The sequence below is a fragment of the Streptomyces sp. NPDC100445 genome, from assembly GCF_044759735.1.
GTDB lineage: Bacteria > Actinomycetota > Actinomycetes > Streptomycetales > Streptomycetaceae > Streptomyces.
In genome coordinates this window covers 230,206-248,484 of sequence record NZ_JBIVZV010000010.1, presented here as the reverse complement: position 1 = coordinate 248,484, position 18,279 = coordinate 230,206, and the positions used below count along the sequence as shown (strand labels likewise).

14 protein-coding genes, 1 tRNA gene and 4 pseudogenes are annotated in these 18,279 nt (G+C 73.6%); 10 read left to right on the top strand and 9 right to left on the bottom strand.

Translation table 11 applies throughout. The annotated features are described in order from the left end of the window. Positions 1-59 precede the first annotated feature (59 nt). A complete protein-coding gene (locus ACIQVT_RS23970; protein ID WP_403757466.1) occupies positions 60-644 on the bottom strand; it encodes a TetR family transcriptional regulator in 585 nt (194 codons plus the stop codon). Positions 645-807: 163 nt separating this feature from the next. Between ACIQVT_RS23970 and ACIQVT_RS23965 the strand changes: the two genes are divergently transcribed. Further along, the gene (locus tag ACIQVT_RS23965; RefSeq protein ID WP_403757463.1) at positions 808-2,037 is read left to right on the top strand and encodes an MFS transporter; all 1,230 of its coding nucleotides are present in this window, start codon (positions 808-810) and stop codon (positions 2,035-2,037) included. A gap of 217 nt (positions 2,038-2,254) precedes the next feature. Here the strand turns inward: ACIQVT_RS23965 and ACIQVT_RS23960 are convergent, their stop codons facing one another. Together ACIQVT_RS23960 and ACIQVT_RS23955 are read right to left on the bottom strand one after the other, a co-directional pair. Then, positions 2,255-3,910, bottom strand: a complete 1,656-nt coding sequence (locus ACIQVT_RS23960) for a long-chain fatty acid--CoA ligase (protein ID WP_403757460.1) — start codon at positions 3,908-3,910, stop codon at positions 2,255-2,257. 179 nt (positions 3,911-4,089) lie between these two features. Next, a complete protein-coding gene (locus ACIQVT_RS23955; RefSeq protein WP_403757457.1) occupies positions 4,090-4,683 on the bottom strand; it encodes a SigE family RNA polymerase sigma factor in 594 nt (197 codons plus the stop codon). A 231-nt stretch (positions 4,684-4,914) separates the two neighbouring features. On the opposite strand from ACIQVT_RS23955, the gene ACIQVT_RS23950 reads away from it, so the two are divergent. Both ACIQVT_RS23950 and ACIQVT_RS23945 read left to right on the top strand, forming a co-directional pair. Then, complete coding sequence (locus tag ACIQVT_RS23950; RefSeq protein WP_403757454.1) at positions 4,915-5,787, top strand: bifunctional DNA primase/polymerase; 873 nt, start codon at positions 4,915-4,917, stop codon at positions 5,785-5,787. Between the two features lie 74 nt (positions 5,788-5,861). After that, on the top strand, positions 5,862-6,386 hold the full coding sequence (locus ACIQVT_RS23945) for a hypothetical protein (RefSeq protein ID WP_403757452.1): 525 nt from the start codon (positions 5,862-5,864) through the stop codon (positions 6,384-6,386). Here ACIQVT_RS23945 and ACIQVT_RS23940 read toward each other — a convergent pair whose 3' ends face one another. The 3 genes and pseudogenes from ACIQVT_RS23940 to ACIQVT_RS23930 form a co-directional block, all read right to left on the bottom strand. After that, on the bottom strand, positions 6,387-7,049 hold the full coding sequence (locus ACIQVT_RS23940) for a histone deacetylase (protein ID WP_403757449.1): 663 nt from the start codon (positions 7,047-7,049) through the stop codon (positions 6,387-6,389). Between the two features lie 132 nt (positions 7,050-7,181). After that, positions 7,182-7,271 (bottom strand) — tRNA-Ser (locus ACIQVT_RS23935). 126 nt (positions 7,272-7,397) lie between these two features. Beyond that, positions 7,398-7,751, bottom strand: a pseudogene (locus ACIQVT_RS23930) (hypothetical protein); the annotation flags it as partial. On the opposite strand from ACIQVT_RS23930, the pseudogene ACIQVT_RS23925 reads away from it, so the two are divergent. Next, a pseudogene (locus tag ACIQVT_RS23925) lies at positions 7,741-7,938 on the top strand (DUF5819 family protein); the annotation flags it as partial. The pseudogenes ACIQVT_RS23930 and ACIQVT_RS23925 overlap by 11 nt on opposite strands. Then, positions 7,916-8,200 (top strand): annotated as a pseudogene (locus ACIQVT_RS23920) (HTTM domain-containing protein); the annotation flags it as partial. The pseudogenes ACIQVT_RS23925 and ACIQVT_RS23920, both read left to right, overlap by 23 nt. A gap of 207 nt (positions 8,201-8,407) precedes the next feature. Here ACIQVT_RS23920 and ACIQVT_RS23915 read toward each other — a convergent pair. Continuing rightward, the gene (locus ACIQVT_RS23915; RefSeq protein ID WP_403757446.1) at positions 8,408-9,874 is read right to left on the bottom strand and encodes a S1C family serine protease; all 1,467 of its coding nucleotides are present in this window, start codon (positions 9,872-9,874) and stop codon (positions 8,408-8,410) included. 248 nt (positions 9,875-10,122) lie between these two features. On the opposite strand from ACIQVT_RS23915, the gene ACIQVT_RS23910 reads away from it, so the two are divergent. From ACIQVT_RS23910 to ACIQVT_RS23900, 3 genes and pseudogenes are all read left to right on the top strand, one after another. Beyond that, positions 10,123-10,950: a glycerophosphodiester phosphodiesterase gene (locus tag ACIQVT_RS23910; protein ID WP_403757443.1), complete on the top strand. Its 828-nt coding sequence runs from the start codon at positions 10,123-10,125 to the stop codon at positions 10,948-10,950. A 102-nt stretch (positions 10,951-11,052) separates the two neighbouring features. Continuing rightward, a pseudogene (locus ACIQVT_RS23905) lies at positions 11,053-11,670 on the top strand (ATP-binding protein); the annotation flags it as partial. A gap of 425 nt (positions 11,671-12,095) precedes the next feature. Next, positions 12,096-13,058, top strand: a complete 963-nt coding sequence (locus ACIQVT_RS23900; protein ID WP_403757440.1) for a DUF5926 family protein — start codon at positions 12,096-12,098, stop codon at positions 13,056-13,058. A 226-nt stretch (positions 13,059-13,284) separates the two neighbouring features. Here the strand turns inward: ACIQVT_RS23900 and ACIQVT_RS23895 are convergent, their stop codons facing one another. Together ACIQVT_RS23895 and ACIQVT_RS23890 are read right to left on the bottom strand one after the other, a co-directional pair. Continuing rightward, positions 13,285-13,869 carry a hypothetical protein gene (locus tag ACIQVT_RS23895; RefSeq protein ID WP_403757437.1) on the bottom strand — a complete coding sequence of 195 codons (585 nt, stop codon included), beginning with the start codon at positions 13,867-13,869 and terminating at the stop codon, positions 13,285-13,287. Positions 13,870-13,925: 56 nt separating this feature from the next. After that, positions 13,926-14,591 (bottom strand): bifunctional DNA primase/polymerase, encoded by a 666-nt coding sequence (locus ACIQVT_RS23890; protein ID WP_403757434.1) that lies wholly within the window; start codon positions 14,589-14,591, stop codon positions 13,926-13,928. 605 nt (positions 14,592-15,196) lie between these two features. On the opposite strand from ACIQVT_RS23890, the gene ACIQVT_RS23885 reads away from it, so the two are divergent. Both ACIQVT_RS23885 and ACIQVT_RS23880 read left to right on the top strand, forming a co-directional pair. Continuing rightward, the gene (locus ACIQVT_RS23885) at positions 15,197-16,582 is read left to right on the top strand and encodes a PP2C family protein-serine/threonine phosphatase (protein WP_403757430.1); all 1,386 of its coding nucleotides are present in this window, start codon (positions 15,197-15,199) and stop codon (positions 16,580-16,582) included. A 157-nt stretch (positions 16,583-16,739) separates the two neighbouring features. Continuing rightward, positions 16,740-18,224 (top strand): aminopeptidase P family protein, encoded by a 1,485-nt coding sequence (locus tag ACIQVT_RS23880; protein ID WP_403757427.1) that lies wholly within the window; start codon positions 16,740-16,742, stop codon positions 18,222-18,224. Positions 18,225-18,279 lie beyond the last annotated feature (55 nt).

The following is an 18,279-nucleotide window of genomic DNA, read 5'->3' as shown; positions in this document are numbered from 1 at the left end:
GGCGGTCGTCCCGGGGTGCCACCGCCGGGCGGGGACGGGCGTGCCCGGTGCGGCGGGGGTCAGCGGGCGACCAGTCGTCGGGCCGCTTCCCTGACCGAGGCGCGCAGGCGGTCCCGGTCGGCGTCCTCGGTGCCCACCACGATGCGGCGCATCTGGGGGACGACGGCGGCCCAGTTGGCCAGGCCGATGAGGAGGAAGAGCAGGTCGCGGGCCGGAATGGCGTCGGTGATGACGCCGCGCTCCTGGCCCTCGCGGAGTGCGTCGATCTTGGCCCGGTAGTGCTCCTGGCGCCCGTTCTCGTCGGGCAGTTCGGTGTCGGCGCCGTACTCCATGCCCTCCCAGAAGAGCAGGCGGAGCACCTCGGGGTGCGCGGCGTGGTAGTCGATCACCCGGTCGACCCAGCCCTCGATGTCGTCGGGGTCCACCGGGACGGCGACGGCCAGGTCGAGCATCGATCGGGCCAGGACCTGGGTGAACAGCTCCGCCTTGTTGCCGAAGTAGGCGTAGATCAGCTGCTTGTTGGCCTTGGCCCGCTCGGCGATGCGGTCCATGCGGGCGCCCGCGATGCCGTGCCGGGCGAACTCGCCGAGCGCCGCCTCGAAGATGCGGGCCCTGGTGGCCTCGGGGTCCCTGACTGCTCCCATGCGGACAGGGTAGAGCGCGGCGAAGAGGCAACCAACCATCCGGTTACCCGGTTGACGGGGAATGCGGGGGCCGGGCACGCTGTTGGACACTTCCAACCAACCAGTTAGTTGTGTGAGCGCCCAGTCCGTCGCGCGAGCCGGTTCCCGAGGAGTAGCTCCGCCCATGCCGTCAGCCACCAGCACCCAGCAGGCACACGAGGTCCAGGTCCCCGCAGGCGCGCGGCCCGCCTCCGGCTCGCTCTTCCTGCTCCTCATAGCCGTCTGCACCGCCGTCACCGCCGCCAACATCTATCTCGCGGCCCCGCTGCTCCCGCTCATCGCCCACGACTTCGGCACGGTGCCCTCCGCCGTGACCTGGATCGCCTCCGTCGCCCAGTTCGGTTACGCCGCCGGGCTGCTCTTCTTCGCCCCGCTCGGCGACCGCGTCAACCGGCGTCCGCTCGTCGCCGGTCTCTCCGTCGCCACCACGGCGGCCCTCGTCGTCGCCGCCGTCGCCCCGGGCACCGCGGCGCTCGCCGCCGCCGTGTTCGCCGCCGCCGCCGCGACCGTCGTCCCGCAGCTGCTGGTCCCGCTGGTCGCCGAACGGGCGCCCGCCGACCGGCGCGCCCGGCACGTCGCGGCCGTCATCGCCGGGCTGTTCACCGGCATCGTCGCGGCCCGCGTCCTCGGCGGGCTCGCCGGGCAGGCCTTCGGCTGGCGGTGGGTGTTCGCCGGGTCCGCGGTGCTGACCCTCGCCCTGGGGCTGGCCACCGCCCTCGCCCTGCCGGCGGAGCGGCGGACCCGGCAGGGCGCCCTGTTCTCCGGCATCGCCGAGCTGCCGGGGCTGCTGCGCCGCTCACCCGACCTGTGGCGGGCGTGCCTGCGCCAGGCCGGGATGTTCGGTGCCTGGAGCGCCCTGTGGACCACCCTCGCGCTGCTGCTCACCGGCCCCGCCTACGGCCTGTCCACCGCGACCGCCGGGCTCTTCGGCCTCTTCGGACTGACCTCCAGCGCGGTGGCGCCGCTGGCGGGTGGCCTGGTGGACCGGTTCGGCGCGGCCCGGGTCGTGGGCACCGCGTACCTGCTGGCCGCGGTCGCCGTGCCGCTGTTCTGGCTGGGCGGTCACCTGCTGGCCGCGCTGTGCGCCGCCGCGATCGCCGTCCACGCCGCCCTGGTCGCCTCCCACGTCGCCAACCAGACCCTGGCCCTGACCACCAACTCCACCCCGGCCACCGCCAACACCGCCTACGTCGTCTCCGGTTTCGCCGGCGGCGCCCTCGCCTCGGCCGCCGCGGGCCCCGCCTTCGGCCACTGGGGCTGGGGCGGGGTGTGCGCGGTGGCGGGGGTGTGGCTGGTCCTGGGCTGGACCGCCACGGCGAGCCGGCCGGGACGGCGGGAGCGGTCGGGCCGGTAGGCAACGGCCGGGCCGGGCGCCCCGGCGGCGGAGGCCCCGGCGGCGCGGACGCCCGCCCGGACGGCAGGTCACCCGCACGGCCGGCCCGGGAACGCGGGGTCCCGTCGGACCTTACGACGTACGACGTACGACTACCGGCGAGCGCCCGGTGCGGCCACCGGGGACGGCCGGACCGGGCGCCGAGGACGAGGCCGGACCGGCGCCGGGGACCCTCGGGTCAGAAGCGGGTGATGTCCAGGCCGCCGTCCGCGTACCGCCTGCGCAGCACCTTCTTGTCGAACTTGCCCACGCTCGTCTTCGGCACCGACTCGATCACCGTCCAGCGTTCCGGCAGCTGCCACCTGGCGATGTGGCCCTCCTCGGCGAGGAAGGCGCGCAGGGCGGCGAAGTCGGCGGTGGCGCCCTCGCGAAGGACGACCGTGGCCAGCGGGCGCTCGCCCCACTTCTCGTCGGGTACGGCGACCACGGCGGCCTCGGCGACGTCCGGGTGGGACATCAGGGCGTTCTCCAACTCGACGGAGGAGATCCACTCGCCGCCGGACTTGATGACGTCCTTGGCGCGGTCGGTGAGGGTGAGGAAGCCGTCGGGCGAGATCGTGCCGACGTCGCCCGTCTTCAGCCAGCCGTCCTCGCTGAACTTGTCTGCGGGGCGCAGGGGTTCGGCGTCGGGGCCGTTGTAGTAGGCGCCCGCGATCCAGGGGCCGCGTACCTCCAGCTCGCCCGCGGACTCGCCGTCCCAGGGCAGGCGTCCGCCGTCGGGGCCGGTGAGGCGGGCCTCGACGCCGGCCGGGAAGCGGCCCTGGGTGAGGCGGTAGGCCAGCTCCTCCTCGGTGCCGACCGCGTGGGCCGGCGGGCGGGCCACCGTGCCGAGCGGGGAGGTCTCCGTCATGCCCCAGGCGTGGCAGACCCGCATGCCCAGCTTGTCGAAGGACTCCATGAGGGACGGCGGACAGGCGGAGCCGCCGATGGTGACCTGGGTGAGGGAGGAGACGTCGCGGGGACGGGCGGTGAGTTCGGCGAGCAGGCCCTGCCAGATGGTGGGTACGGCCGCGGCGTGCGTCGGCTGCTCGGTCTCGATCATCTCGGCGAGCGGGGCGGGCTGGAGGAAGCGGTCGGGCATCAGCATGTTGACGCCGGTCATGAAGGTGGCGTGCGGCAGACCCCAGGCGTTGACGTGGAACTGGGGGACCACGACCAGGGAGGTGTCCTGGTCGGACAGGCCCATCGACTGGGTCATGTTCACCTGCATGGAGTGCAGGTAGATCGAGCGGTGGCTGTAGACGACGCCCTTGGGGTCGCCGGTCGTGCCGGAGGTGTAGCACATGGCGGCGGCCCGGCGTTCGTCCAGTTCCGGCCAGTCGTAGTGGACGGGCCGGCCGGCGATCAGCTCCTCGTACTCGTGCACCCGCGCGCCGGTGCCGGCCAGCGGGGCACGGTCGCCGGGGCCGGAGACGACGATGTGCTCCAGCGTCGGCAGCTTGGGCAGCAGCGGCGCGAGCAGCGGGATGAGCGAGCCGTTGACGATGACGACCTTGTCGGCGGCGTGGTGCACGATCCAGACCAGCTGTTCGGCGGGCAGCCGCAGGTTCAGGGTGTGCAACACGGCGCCCATGGAGGGGATCGCGAAGTACGCCTCGACGTGTTCGGCGTTGTTCCACATGAGCGTGGCGACCCGGTCGTCGCCGGTCACCCCCAGCTCGTCGCGCAGGGCGTGCGCCAGCTGGGCGGCGCGGGCGCCGATCTCGGCGAAGGTGCGCCGGTGCGGCTCGGGCTCCCCGGTCCAGGTGGTCACCCGTGACGAGCCGTGGACCGCCGCTCCGTGGGTCAGGATCCTCGAGATCAGCAGCGGTACGTCCTGCATGGTGCTCAGCACGGCGGCGTCCTCCTGGGCGACATTGCCTACGCGGTGGTAGAGGTTGCGCTGATTCTGCGCACATACCGCGCGGTATGTCACTAGCGGGACGAAAATTGGGGCCGCGCGCGAGGGGTCGGCGCGAGGAGTGAGGGGCGCGTGGGGCGGGGCCGGGCGCGTGGGGCGGGACCAGGCGTGGGTCAGCGGGCGAGCGTCAGCTCCGGGTCCTCGCGCAGCTTGCCGAGCGCGCGCGACACCGCCGACTTCACGGTGCCCACCGACACCCCGAGCACCTCGGCGGTCTGGGCCTCACTGAGGTCCTCGTAGTAGCGCAGGACGACCATCGCCCGCTGCCGCGCCGGCAGCTTCGTCACCGCGCGCCACATGGCGTCGTGCAGCACCTGCCGTTCGGCCGGGTCCTCGCCGCCGGGCGCGTGGCGCGGCTCGGGCAACTCGTCGCAGGCGAACTCGTCCACCCGGCGCTTGCGCCACTGCGAGGTGCGGGTGTTGAGCAGGGCCCGGCGCACATAGCCGTCGAGCGCCCGCTGGTCCTCGATCCGCTCCCAGGCCACGTACGTCTTGGCCAGCGCGGTCTGGAGCAGGTCCTCGGCGTCGCACGGGTCGGCGGTCAGCGAGCGCGCGGCACGCAGCAGGGCGGACTGCCGGGCCCGTACGTACGAGGCGAACGACGGGTAGGCGGTGTTCCCCCCGCCCGGGCGGAGCCGGGGCTCACAGAGGGTCTGCCGCGCTGGTGCGGCGGCGGCCGAGGCGCTGGTGCAGACGGGCGTGGTCATGACTCCACGCTAGGAGCGGGTACCGGCCCGGCGGATCGCCCGCAGGTCCCGAAGCGGAGTCCCCCTCAGGTTGTAGGAGTGGGGCTGCCCCCACCTCCTCCAGGTGGAGTACGGATGCGACCCGCCTCGGGGTACGCCCCCGACGACCGCGTTCGCCCCGGGGAGAGGTCCGGCACCGCCGGGCCCGGACGCCGCCTTCCCTTTTTCGAACATAGGTACGAGCATGGACCCATGGCCACCACCGATCGGCAGGCCACGACGCTGGCCCTCGCACACGCCCTGTCCGCCGCCGAGCGCGGCCTGGCCGTCATCCCCCTCTCCCGCACGAAACTCCCGGCCCTGCGCTCCCCCCACCACGGCGACCCGGCCCCGGCCGGCCCCCGCTGCCACGGCCAGTGCGGCCGGCCCGGCCACGGCGTGTACGACGCCACGTCCGACCCCGCCCGTATCCGCGCCCTCTTCGCCGCCGCCCCGTGGGCCACCGGCTACGGCATCGCCTGCGGGCTGTCCCCGTACCACCTGATCGGCGTCGACCTGGACACCAAGTCCACCACGGACTCCTCGGCCGCCCTGCGCGAACTGGCCCTGCGCCACCTGTTCACGATCCCGGAGACGGTCGTCGTCCTCACCCCCAGCGGGGGCCGCCACCTGTGGCTGACCGGCCCGCCGGACGTCACCGTCCCCAACTCGGCCGGCCGCCTCGCCCCCGGCATCGACATCCGCGGCGCCGGCGGCTACCTCGTGGGCCCCGGCTCCCGCACCGACCACGGTGTCTACGCCACGGCCCCCGGCACCGGCGGCCTGGCACCCGCCCCGTGCCCGCCCTCCCTCCTGCGCCTCCTCCTGCCGCCACCGCGCCCCAGCCACCCGGCGCCTCCCGCCCCCGGCGACCACGGGCGCGGCCTGGTCCAGTTCGTCCTCGACGCCCATGAGGGCCAGCGCAACACCCGCCTGTTCTGGGCGGCCTGCCGCGCCTACGAGAACGGCATCGGCCCGGCCCTGGAGGCCCCCCTCACCGAGGCGGCCCTCCACGCCGGCCTGCCGGAGCACGAGGCCCGCGCGACGATCGCCTCGGCGGCCCGCATGACGGGCCGCCGGCCCTGACTCCCCGGCCCAGGGCCCACACGTGGCCTGCTTCGCCCTGGCACCGGCGGCCGGTGGCCGACCACACTGGCCGCATGGGGGACGGCGACTGGTGGGCGGCGCTGCTCACGGGCGCGGCGGCGCTGGGCGGGAGCTGGATCACGACCCGGGGCAACACGCGCTCCGTACGGGTCGAGGCGGAGGTCGGCGCACATGCCGGCCAGGTCGCCGAGGCGCGTAACCGCAGACGGGACGCCTACCGGGACCTGAGCACGGCGGTGCACGCCCTGTCCGAGGTGTTCTGGCGGCTGGAAGTGGTCGACCTCGCGGCGACGAGGGAGGAACGGACCGAACTGCTCGGTCAGATGCACGGCGCCTCCCGCCGGTGCGTGAGCGAGGTGACCAGGACCAGCAGGGACGTCTGCCTGGAGGGTCCGGCGAGCGTGGTGAAGGCCGCGCGGGAGCTGCACCGCACGGCCGTCGACGCCCATCTGCTGCTGGTACGGCTGCACGACGGCACGGAGGAGCCCCGGTCCGCGTACGAGGAGGCGTACCGGTGCTTCAGCGAGCAGCACGTGGGCTTCCTGGACGTGGCGCGGGTGGCGCTGGAGGTCGGGTGATCAGTCCCGCAGCAGGGCCGCGACCGCCTCCCGCGACCAGTGACCGGCCACGCCGGGACAGGCCGCCACGTACGAGACGACCGTCTCCGCGTCCCAGGCTCCGGTGGAGAGCAGGCCGGCCGCCAGGTAGCGCACGTACGCGGCCGACGGAGGGTTCCACGAGACCTCCCGCCACCCCCACGGGGCGGTGAAGGTCAGCAGCGGCAGCCCCGCCAGCCTGCCCGGGCAGACCAGCGTCTCGTAGCGCCCGTCGCCGAGGACCGCCCTGCCCCGGGTCAGGACCTCTGCGAGGTCGATCCCCGCACCCGGCTCCCGGTACATCTCCTGGGCCGCGATGTCGGAGAACTGTCCCGCCGTCAGCAGGTGCGCCCGCGCGAGGACGCGCCCCTGCGCGTCCGGGTCGTAGAACGCCCTCCCGCCGCCCCAGACCGGGGACTCGGTCGCGAAGTACAGGGCACCGCGCAGCTCGACCGGGACGGAGCGGGCGGGCATCCGTGGATCCCGGCACCCGGGGTGGTCCCGTGCCGTGCCGGGCAGCCGTCCGCCCCGGAGGTAGATCCGGAGGCGGTCCAGGTGCACGTTGGAGCCGTATGACGTGTACCAGACATGCTCGGGGTCGAGATCGTCCGGCAGCGTCGGGTCGACCTCCTGCACCGGCTTCACGCGTCACGGCTCCCGGGGAACGTCCTCACCTGCGCGGACAGGTCGTACCCGCCGACCGGACGGTCCCCTCGCGGGCACCCGGGGCCATGCGGAAGGGGTGCCGCTCCGGAGAGCCGCACCCCTTCGACCCGCTGGCGGTGGGTGTGGGATTTGAACCCACGGAGACATCGCTGCCTCGACGGTTTTCAAGACCGTTCCCTTAGGCCGCTCGGGCAACCCACCTGTGCCCTCGACCACCTGGGACGGAGCGGGTACAGCGTACCGGGATCGGAGGCCGTACGGCGGCTGTGGTCCACACGGGGCCCAGTGGCTCCGCTCCGGAGCACTTCCCGACCCGGACCGGCCGTCTCACCCGACCGCTGTCCCCGGACCGGCGGCCCTGTGCCTCTCCGGGACGCTCCGCTCGCTGCTCCCTCCGGATTCGTCCCCTGCCCACCCGCCAACAGGCACCGCCACAAGTCCCCGTCCTGGTGCGCCCGGTCCGCGAGCACAGCAAAGAATTCGGCACCGCCGAAGACGGCCGACTGTTCTGGAGGAGACGGCGGCGGCCATGGCCAGGGTGATGTGCCGGTACCAGGCCGGGTAGTGGCGTACTTGGTAGTGGTCCAGGCCGGCCTCGTGCTTCGCGGCCTGGAAGCACTCCTCGATCGCCCAGCGGGCGCCGGCGGCTCGCACGATCTCCGCCAGCGCCGTGCCCGTCGGGCACCACGTTCTTCCGAGCCACACGGCTCAGAACCTGCTGCGCCGCGCCTGGTCGTCCTACGTCGAGACACACGGAACGGACGACACGGCCCGCTCGGAACGGGCGGAGACGACGCGGATGTATTTGAGCAACATCGCCGCGGATCGCGTCGCCGACCACGACAATCGCGGCCGTCGGCTACCTGACCGTCCTCACCCGGGTCGCCTTCCCCTTCGTGCTGTTCGGCAGGCTCAAGTACCCCGTTCTGGTCACGCTGCTGAGCATGCACGTCGGCATCGCGGTGGTCCCGGGACTGCCCCTTTTCTCGGGAGCCATGATCATCGCGGATGCCGTGTTCCTGCCGGACCGCTTCTACGCCGTCCTGCCTCACCTCGGTCGGCGCACGGCACTGCGGTCGGGCGTCCGGCTGCCGGCGCCCCGGCGGGGAGCGACACGCGTGACCGTGCCCCGCAGGGCGCTCGCGATCATTCGTCACCGTCGTGCTCACGGTGACGGAACACGCCACGGTCGGCACAGCGCCTTCCCGAACGTAGGCATGCGGAAGGCTCCAGCCCGAAGGGGTGCCCCTCACCGCGGGGCACCCCTTCTGACCAGCACGTCTGCGACCTGGCGGTGGGTTCATACCCACGGTGACGCTTTCACGTCACTACGGTCTTCAGCTGTCGCCCTCCCGGGACCCCAGGGTGAGTTCGGCCGTGTGTTCCTGGCCGCCCCGCTTGTAGGTGACCGTGACCCTGTCGCCGGGCTTGTGGGTCCAGATCTCGCCGATCAGGGTGGGGCCGCTGTCGATCACGTGGTCGTCGAGCTTGCTGATGAGGTCGCCGGGCTTGAGGCCGGCCTTGTCCGCGGGGCCGCCGGACTCGACCGCGGCGGAGCCGCCCGTGCCCTGGTCCGTGATCTTCGCGCCGTCGGTGGTGTCCTCCAGGGAGACGGAGGCGCCGATCTTGGCGTACACCGGCTTGCCGGTCTTGATCAGCTGCTGGGCGACGTACTTGGCCTGGTTGATCGGGATGGCGAAGCCCAGGCCGATCGAGCCGGACTGGCCGGAGCCGCCGAACCCGCCGCTGCTGCTGGACTGGATCGCGGAGTTGATGCCGATGACCGCGCCGGAGGAGTTCAGCAGCGGGCCGCCGGAGTTGCCCGGGTTGATGGACGCGTCCGTCTGGAGGGCGCTCATGTAGGAGGCCTTGCTGGTGGAGCTGCCGTCGCTGGAGGCCACCGGACGGTCCTTGGCGCTGATGATGCCGGTCGTCACTGTGTTGGACAGGCCGAAGGGGGCGCCGATGGCGATGGTCTCGTCACCGACGGCCACCTTGTCGCTGTCGCCGAGGGCGAGCGGCTTCAGGTCCGAGGGGGCGTTCTTGAGCTTGATGACGGCGACGTCGTAACCCTGCGCGTGGCCGACGATCTCGGCGTTGTACTTCTTGCCGCTCGGGAAGGTGGCGGTGAGCTTGCCGCCGTCCACCGCGTCCGCCACCACGTGGTTGTTGGTGACGATGTGGCCCTGGGTGTCGAAGACGAACCCGGTGCCCGTGCCGCCCTCGCCGTTGCTGCTCTCGGCCTCGATGGTGACCGTGCTGGGCAGCGACCTGGCGGCGACGTTGGCGATCGTGCCGGGCGCGCGCTTGATCTGGGCGGCGCTGCCGTCGGAGGCCGAGACCGTGGTCGAGCCGTGGTCGTCGTGGTCCTTGGCCAAGGTGTAGCCGAGGCCGCCGCCCAGGCCGCCCGCGACCAGGGCGGCCACCAGGACCGCCGCCACCATGCCGCCGCGTCCGCCGCGCGGCTTGGGGGCGGGCTGCTGGTAACCGGCTCCCCAGCCGGCACCGGGGCCGCCGGCGCCGCCGTCGCCGTAGGACGGGGTGCCCGGCGGCGGGGGCGGCCAGGAGCCGTCGGGCGCCGGGCCGGGCTGGTGCGCCGGACCGTGTCCGGACGCGGCGAAGGCCGCGGGGGCCTCGGGCGTCCCGAAGGCCGCCGGCGTGTCGTGGGGCACGGGCGGGAGCGGTGCCGTCGGCGCGTTCCCCGCGGGCGCGGGGCCCTGCGGGGAGGCGTCGTGAGAGGCCACCGGCACGGGAGGTGCGGACGGGGCCGGGGGTACCGCGTTGCCCTCGTTCTCGGTGCTCACAGCTCTTCTCCTAGATCCACGCCTGGGTCGTCGGTCGCACTCGGTCGGTAGTCAGCTTTTCCCACGGGCCGTCAGAGCACCATAAGCGGTGGCTGTGGGTCCGAGACTCTTCTTTATATAGGATCTTTGACGCAAACGTTATACAGAGGAACAGGGCGACCGCCCTGGTTCGCCGGCGGCGGCCACCCCGGTCGGCCGACCGGCCGTGCGGGCGCCCGTGTACCCGGTGTCGGTGGCACCATGACGCGGTGACCCACGCACCACAGCACTCCATTCAGGTCGTCGCCCACCGAGGCGCCTCCGAGGACGCCCCCGAGCACACCCTGGCCGCCTACCGGAAGGCGATCGAGGACGGCGCGGACGCCCTGGAATGCGATGTACGGCTGACCGCGGACGGCCATCTGGTCTGCGTCCACGACCGGCGGGTGAACCGTACCTCCAACGGCCGCGGCGCGGTCTCCGCGCTGGAGCTCGCCGATCTGGCGGCCCTCGACTTCGGCTCCCGCAGGACCCGCGAGGCCTGGCACGGACGGGACGAGGAGCCCGACTGGGAACACCGGCCGGAGGACCGCGAGGACACCTCCGTCCTCACCCTGGAGCGGCTGCTGGAGCTGGTCGCGGACGCCGGGCGCCGGGTGGAGCTGGCCATCGAGACCAAGCACCCCACCCGCTGGGCCGGGCAGGTGGAGGAGCGGCTGCTGACCCTGCTCAAGCGGTTCGGCCTGGACGCGCCCGACCCGGCCGCGGGCTCGCAGGTGCGCGTCATGAGCTTCTCGGCGCGTTCGCTGCACCGCGTGCGCGCCGCGTCGCCGACGCTGCCGACCGTCTACCTGATGCAGTTCGTCTCACCCCGGCTGCGCGACGGGCGGCTGCCCGCGGGCGTGCGGATCGCGGGCCCCTCGATCCGGTTCGTGCGCAGCCACCCCGCGTACGTGGAGCGGCTGAAGCGCAACGGCCACCAGATCCACGTGTGGACGGTGAACGAGCCCGCCGACGTCGACCTCTGCGCCGGGCTGGGTGTGGACGCCATCATCACCAACCGCCCGCGCGCGGTGCTGCGGCAACTGGGGCGCTGATCCCGACGCCCGGGCCACCGACCGTCGACCATCTACCGCCGGACGGCGTACTGCGTCACCGTGAGTGCTCCGGCGCGTGCGCTGCGTGGCCTCTTGTTCCGAATGCGTCACCGGAAGGGGACTGGCCGGTTTCCGGCGCAGACCGATGGGGCATCCACACCGTGGCGTGGGGCGAAGGAGGTCTCGGGGGTGGCGTTGGTGGTGGCACAGGAGGTGCCCACGTCGTCGAGCATGGCCGTACCCCATGGTCCTGCGGGCGTGGGGGAGGCGCGGCGCCGGATGCGCGCGCAGCTGCGCGGCGGCGGCGTCGCGGAATCGGTGGTGGACGACGCCGTACTGATCCTTTCGGAGCTCTTGAGCAACGCCTGCAAACACGGCCGGCCCCTGGGTGACGCACCCGCCGGGGACGGGGACGTGCGTGCCGCGTGGCGCGTGGACACGCGGGGGCGGCTCGTCGTGGAGGTCACGGACGGCGGCGGCCCGACCCGCCCGGCGCCGGCCACCCCCTCGGTGACCGCGCGCGGCGGCCGCGGGCTGAACATCATCGCGGCCCTCGCCGACGACTGGGGCGTCCGGGACGACGTCCACGGCGAGGTGACGGTCTGGGTGGTGGTCCACCAGGACGTGCGCGGCGCCGGCGCCGGGTGCCGCCGCGGCACGCTCGCTACGCGCGTCGAGCCCGCCGGGACCGCCGGGCTGCCCGAGATGACGCTCGCGGACCTGACGTCCGCGGACATGACCCTCCCGGACCTCGCCGCGGCGGACGTGACACACCCGGACCTGACCCTCCCGGACCTGACGTGTGCCGACGTGCCGCTGCCGGACCTGGGGATCGCGGATCTGACGCGCCCCGCCGACGCCACCCTCCCGGACCTGGCCTTCCCTGATCTGGCGCTCCCGGAGCTGCCCGGCCTGGGCCTCGCGGACGCCTTCGAGGACCTCGACTGATCCGGAGCCGGTCCCCGGCCGCCCGGGACCGGTTCCCCGCCCGGGATCGGCTCCCGCCCGGCCGGCCCGGGTCGTCGTCCACAGGCCCGCACCGGCTGCGCCGGGCGCGCGGGCGTTGTCCACAGGCTCCCGTCGCGACCGGTCCGAACGGCTAGGCTCCGGACGTACGAGAAGCGCCGTAACCGGGAGACCCCACCATGGCCAAGAAGCGACCCCAGACGAAGGCCAAGCCGCAGCTGACCGACGGGGAGATCCCGGTCGTCGGCGCCCGCGAACCCTGCCCCTGCGGCAGCGGCCGGCGCTACAAGGCCTGTCACGGCCGGGCCGCCGCGCACGCCGCGACCGAACTGGTGCACCGTCCCTTCGAGGGGCTGCCGGGCGAGTGCGACTGGGTCGCCCTGCGCGAACTGGTCCCGGCGGCGACGGCCGCGCTGACCCTGCGGGACGGCCTGCCCGAGGGCGTCCCGTCGGTCACGCTCGCCACCGTGCTGCCCATGGCCTGGCCCGCGCTGCGGCGCGACGACGGCTCGGTCCTGATCGGCCTCCAGAACGACACCGCCTCCGGCGACATCAGCCGCGACCTCGCCGACACGCTGCTGCGCGCGCTGGAGGCTCAGCCCGGCAACCCGGTGCAGGGCCGCCGCTCCCCCGCCGAAGGACCCCGGCTCCAGGACCTGCTCGACCCGGAGGGTGCTTTCGAGCCGGTCGTGCACAGCGGCTTCGAGTTCTGGGTGCCGGACGCGGAGAACGCCGCCCCGGAGGTCACCGCCTCCCTGGAGCGGGCCAACGCCGCCGCCATCCCCACGGTGCGGCTGGCCGGGGTGGAGGCCGCGTACTGGTGCCGGACGCCGGAGAAGAACCACCTGCGCTGGGTCATGCCGCATCCGGAGGAGCAGCTTCTGGACGCTCTGGCGCGGCTGCACGCGGCGGGGCGCTCCAGCCTCGGCGACGGCACCCGGCTCGTGGGCTCCTTCCGTGCTCACGGGCTCACCGTTCCGGTCTGGGACCTGCCGAGCGGCGTCGGGGCCGAGGACGTGGAGAAGCCAGCCGCCGAGTTCGCCGAGCGGCTGGCCGCCGCGCTCGCCGTCACGGAGCCGCTCACGGCCGACGAGCGCCGGGCGCGCGGCGGGCTCACCAACCGGCAGGTCACGCTCAGCTGACGACCCGCGGCCCCGGGCCGCACAACGGGTGACTCCTGTCACAACTCCCTGCCGCGCCAGGGAAATCGGTGTCCGAATAGCCCAGGCGGAATTTGCGAACCGCCGATCTCTTGTTACCGTTCCAGTAGCCCGGTTGCTGGTGCATCCCCCGTCGCCAGCAACCGGGTTCTTCCATGTCCGCGCCCGCTGTACAGCGCGCCGGCGGATGTCAACTGCCGCCCACGTCTTACGAGTTGCTGCCCGAGCGCAGCAGCAGCGCCCCGTCGCCGTGCGCGGCGAACTCGGTGACGGCCGTGTAGCCGTCCGGCCCGCCCCGGCTGTGTTCGCGGGGCGTCTCACAGGTGGCGGGCTCGTCGTCGGCGCCCGTGACGCAGTGCGTCTGAACGGTCCGGCCGCCCGGCCCCATCAGGCTCAGCACGGAGTCCAGCGAGTCGCCGGTGGCGTTGCGGTAGTAGGTGCGCGCCCAGGTGTCGGCGCCCTGCGTCAGCACACAGGTCTGCGCCTCGATGCCGTCGGGCGAGGTGAGTCCGGGCCCGCAGCGGGCGGCGGTCGCCAGCCCCAGTCCGAGGAGGAACGGGGAGCGGCCGGCGTGGGCCGGGCGGGACTTGGCGTCGCCACGGGGCACGGCCGGTGCGGCGGACCGGCCGACGGACCGGTCCGCGCCCGCACCCTGCCCCGCGGACGCCACGGCCAACGGCAGCGCGGCGACGGCCGCCACGACGCCCAGGAGGGCGAGCAGACGAAGTTTCCGGCCGTCCGGCCCGCCGCGGAACGGCTGGGGGGCGCTGTGACCCCGGGAATGACGCGGCATGGGCGGAACAGTACGAGCGGACGGGGCCCACCGGCCGCGTCCGCGCCCGACATCCCCTACAACTCGGGTGCGCTCACACCCGTACGAGTGAGGGCGTCGACCACCGCGTCCACCACGGCCTCCACGTCCGGTACCCACGGCGAGGCCGAGCCGGGCAGCGGGGCGCGCTCCCAGCGGACCGCGCCCTGGCCGGTCTCGGACGGGGGCAGGGCGACATAACCGCCCTCGCCGTGGAAGCGCAGGGAGCCGGGGACGAAGTCCTTGGCGTAGAGCAGTTCACCCAGCTGCTCCAGCGAGTACGGCTTGACCAGCAGAGCCCACCGGGTCTGCGAGGCGATCACCGGGCCCAGCCGCATGCCGCGCCGGTCGAGCAGGGCGAGCGCGCGGGAGGCGGCGAGCGCGGGCAGGCTCACCGCGCAGGGCGCTCTACCGCCGGTGGCCATGATGACCGGCGCGGCCGGCCGGTTGGTCCACCACCACCGCACCAGGCGCGCGTCCGTGCTGGCCGCGAGCAGGCCGGGGTCGAACGGGTGCGCGCCGGGCACCGTGCATTCCGGGTCCGGGCAGGCGCAGCGGCCCCGTCCCTGTGGGTCCGGGGCCACGCCCGGGAGTACGGGCCACTGCCATTGCGTCGCGAAGGTCAGGGCCGCGCCGATCAGATCGGGCCGCCCGTCGTTCCGCCTGGACAGGAGCCTGCGTCGCCTTCCGAGGATCTCGCGCATGAGCGCTCGTTCCTTTCCGTTGCACCGCTGGCAACACCGTGGTTCACATCACACCATGTGTCGATCGATTCACTGTGCGTACCTGTTGGCGCATCACCGCCCCGCGCACGGCAGGGGGAACCCCAAGGGTCGAACGTCGGCCGCGTCCATGGTGCGTCGCTCACATGCACGGCTGCGGCACGGGGGTGGCGAAGTCTGGCGTTTCGCCGTCGCGCGTGGTTCTTCCGCCTCCGCCACGGGAGGATGGGGCTCGGCCGTCGGTGGCTATGACGCCCGGGTCCGTCGCCAGGTTCCGGGCGGCCCCCAACCACCCCTGGCCTTCTTTCGAGTACGTACCCATCACGACCGCTGTGACGCTCTGTGGAGCTAGGCCAGTCGACCGCAATGAACCGATACCTGAGGCAGTTTTCAGTCAACTTGCCGGTAAGGCAAGGCGTTCGGGAAAAAACCTCGTCGTCCCCATGGACACCAGGAATCCCCGCAGGACAATGCTGGACATCCCCTCACGAGTGCGTGTACATGTGGAGACACTGCCAGCGGCGCAGAATGACATGGGGGTTTGCGATGCTTCTGAGCCATACGCACCGGTCTGAAAGCCGGACACCATGAACGCCCCGCACCCCTCGAAAGTGGCCGGAATCGATCCGACGGTTCCCACCCCCGCCCACACTGCCTCCCCCACCTCCCCCACCTCCACCGCCGGGCCCGCCCCCGTTCCCGCTCCGCACCCGCCCACGCCCGGCACCGTCCTCCAGGACCGGCTGGCCGGCTGGGTCTCGGACCTCACGACCCTCCACGAACTCACCGAGCGCCTGACGCGCACCACCGCCCTGGACCCCGCCCTGCGCGAACTGCTGGCCGCCGGGGCGTCCCTCGTCGGCGCCCGTCGCGGTCTGGTCGTCCTGGACCCCGGCGACGGCCTCGGCCCCCGCACCACCCTCGGCCTCGGGCTCGGCCGGGCCGACCTCGGCCTGCTGGAGACCGTGCCGCGCGGCGCCCTGCCGTACGACCCGGGCGGCGGCGAGACCGTCCACCCCGACCTGCTCGCCGAGGACGGCCTCGACCCCCGCCACCGCGAGGTGGCCGTCCGCCTCGACTACGCCGCCAGCTACGCCCTGCCCCTCGCCACCGGGTCCGCCGGCCGGCTCGGTGCCGCCGTCTGGTTCTACGACGAGCCGGCCGAGCCGCACGAGCGGCAGCGCCACCTCGCCGGCCTGTACGTCCGGCACGCCACCGAGCACCTGGCCCGGCTGCTGGAGGTGGAGCGCACGCGCGCCTGCATGGCGACCATCACCGCGGAGCTGCTGCCCACCCGGCTGCCCCGGGTGGCCGGCGTCCAGCTCGCCGCCCGGCACCGCACCGGCCCGCGCGGCGGCGGCGACTGGTACGACGCCCTGCCGCTGCCGGACGCCGCGCTGGGCCTGTCGGTCGGCTCGGTCACCGGCTCCGGGCCCAGCGCGGTGGCCGCCATGGGCCGGCTGCGCGCCTCCCTGCGCGCGTACGCCGTGATGGAGGGCGAGGACCCGGTGGCCGTCCTGTCCGACCTGGAGCTGCTGCTGCGGCTGACGGAGCCCGCCCGCTCCGCCACCGCCCTGTTCGCCTTCTGCGAGCCCGCCCTGCGCAAGGTCACCCTGGCCGGCGCCGGACACAGTCCGCCGCTGCTCATCGGGGAGCGGCGCACCGAGTTCGCCGAGACCACCGTCTCCGCCCCGCTCGGCATGCTCGCCTGCTGGGAGGCGCCCAGCGTGGAGATCCAGGCGGAGGCCGGGGAGACGGTCCTGCTCTACACCGACGGGCTGCTGCACCGCACCGGCGACCCGATGGACCGCGCCTTCGCCCGGCTGCACGCGGCGGCCGCGGGCGTCCCGCGCGCGGTGCGCCACGATCCGGGAGCCGTCGCCGACCACGTCCTGCGCACCGTCCTGCCGGACGGACTGGACACGGCGGACAGCGACGAGGACGTGGTCCTGCTGGCGGTCCGCTTCGGCTGAGCCCGGCGCCCGGGAACCGGCATGACCGGGCATAGCAGGTCATCCGGACCCGGCCCGTCCGCGGTACGACCGTACGATGATGGAGGTCCCCGCTCGGCCACAAGCAGGAGCGTCGCGGGCCCCGGGGGAGATCACATGGCGTATCGAGGAGGATCACGTGTCCGACGAGCTCAACCCGGCTGTGCCCGACTCCGCTACCGCGGAGGGCCCCGAGACCGAGTCCGACGAGCCCATCCAGCAGCGGAAGAACGGCCTGTACCCGGGCGTCTCCGACGAGCTGGCCGAGAACATGAAGTCCGGCTGGGCCGACACGGAACTGCGTGACCTGGAGCCGGTCGAGCAGGCCGGGCACACCGCCCGCCGCCGCGCCGCGCTCTCCGCCCGCTTCCCCGGCGAGCGCCTGGTGATCCCGGCGGGCAACCTGAAGACCCGCTCGAACGACACGGAGTACCCCTTCCGCGCTTCCGTCGAGTACGTCTACCTCACCGGCGACCAGACCGAGGACGGCGTCCTCGTCCTGGAGCCCACCGCCGACGGCCACCGGGAGACGGTCTATCTCCTGCCGCGCTCCGACCGCGAGAACGGCGAGTTCTGGCTCTCCGGCCAGGGCGAGCTGTGGGTCGGCCGCCGCCACTCCCTCACCGAGTCCGCGGCGCTCTACGGCATCCCGGCCGCCGACGTGCGCGAGCTGCCCGAGCAGCTGCGCGAGGCCACCGGCCCGGTCCGCGTGGTCCGTGGCCACGACGCCGGCATCGAGGCGGCCCTGACCGACAAGGTCACCGCCGAGCGCGACGAGGAGCTGCGCGTCTTCCTCTCCGAGGCCCGGCTGGTCAAGGACGAGTTCGAGGTCGGCGAACTCCAGAAGGCCGTCGACTCCACGGTCCGCGGCTTCGAGGACGTCGTGAAGGTCCTCGACAAGGCCGAGGCGACGAGCGAGCGCTACATCGAAGGAACGTTCTTCCTGCGTGCGCGCGTGGAGGGCAACGACGTCGGCTACGGCACGATCGCCGCCGCCGGTCCGCACGCCTGCACCCTGCACTGGGTCCGCAACGACGGCCCGGTCCGCTCCGGCGACCTGCTCCTGCTCGACGCGGGCGTGGAGACGCACACGCTGTACACCGCCGACGTCACGCGCACGCTCCCCGTCAGCGGCACCTACAGCGAGATCCAGAAGAAGATCTACGACGCCGTGTACGAGGCCCAGGAGGCCGGCATCGCGGCCGTGCGGCCGGGCGCCAAGTACCGCGACTTCCACGACGCCGCCCAGCGCGTGCTCGCCGAGAAGCTCGTCGAGTGGGGGCTGGCCGAGGGCCCGGTCGAGCGCGTCCTGGAGCTGGGCCTCCAGCGCCGCTGGACGCTGCACGGCACCGGTCACATGCTGGGCCTGGACGTCCACGACTGCGCCGCCGCGCGCGTGGAGACGTACGTCGACGGCACGCTGGAGCCGGGCATGGTGCTCACCGTCGAGCCCGGCCTGTACTTCCAGGCCGACGACCTGACGGTGCCGCGGGAGTACCGGGGCATCGGCGTCCGCATCGAGGACGACATCCTCGTCACGGAGGACGGCAACCGGAACCTGTCCGCCGGACTGCCGCGGCGGTCCGACGAGGTCGAGGCGTGGATGGCCGCCCTGAAGGGCTGACCACCACGCGCACCATGACGGCCGGGCACCGCGGTGGTGCCCGGCCGTCGGCACG

Excerpts from the sequence above, each read along its gene's own strand:
- ACIQVT_RS23970 (WP_403757466.1), bottom strand. The coding sequence starts at position 644 with ATGGGAGCAGTCAGGGACCCCGAGGCCACCAGGGCCCGCATCTTCGAG.
- ACIQVT_RS23965 (WP_403757463.1), top strand. The coding sequence starts at position 808 with ATGCCGTCAGCCACCAGCACCCAGCAGGCACACGAGGTCCAGGTCCCC.
- ACIQVT_RS23955 (WP_403757457.1), bottom strand. The coding sequence starts at position 4,683 with ATGACCACGCCCGTCTGCACCAGCGCCTCGGCCGCCGCCGCACCAGCG.
- ACIQVT_RS23950 (WP_403757454.1), top strand. The coding sequence starts at position 4,915 with ATGGCCACCACCGATCGGCAGGCCACGACGCTGGCCCTCGCACACGCC.
- ACIQVT_RS23945 (WP_403757452.1), top strand. The coding sequence starts at position 5,862 with ATGGGGGACGGCGACTGGTGGGCGGCGCTGCTCACGGGCGCGGCGGCG.
- ACIQVT_RS23900 (WP_403757440.1), top strand. The coding sequence starts at position 12,096 with ATGGCCAAGAAGCGACCCCAGACGAAGGCCAAGCCGCAGCTGACCGAC.
- ACIQVT_RS23895 (WP_403757437.1), bottom strand. The coding sequence starts at position 13,869 with ATGCCGCGTCATTCCCGGGGTCACAGCGCCCCCCAGCCGTTCCGCGGC.
- ACIQVT_RS23890 (WP_403757434.1), bottom strand. The coding sequence starts at position 14,591 with ATGCGCGAGATCCTCGGAAGGCGACGCAGGCTCCTGTCCAGGCGGAAC.
- ACIQVT_RS23885 (WP_403757430.1), top strand. The coding sequence starts at position 15,197 with ATGAACGCCCCGCACCCCTCGAAAGTGGCCGGAATCGATCCGACGGTT.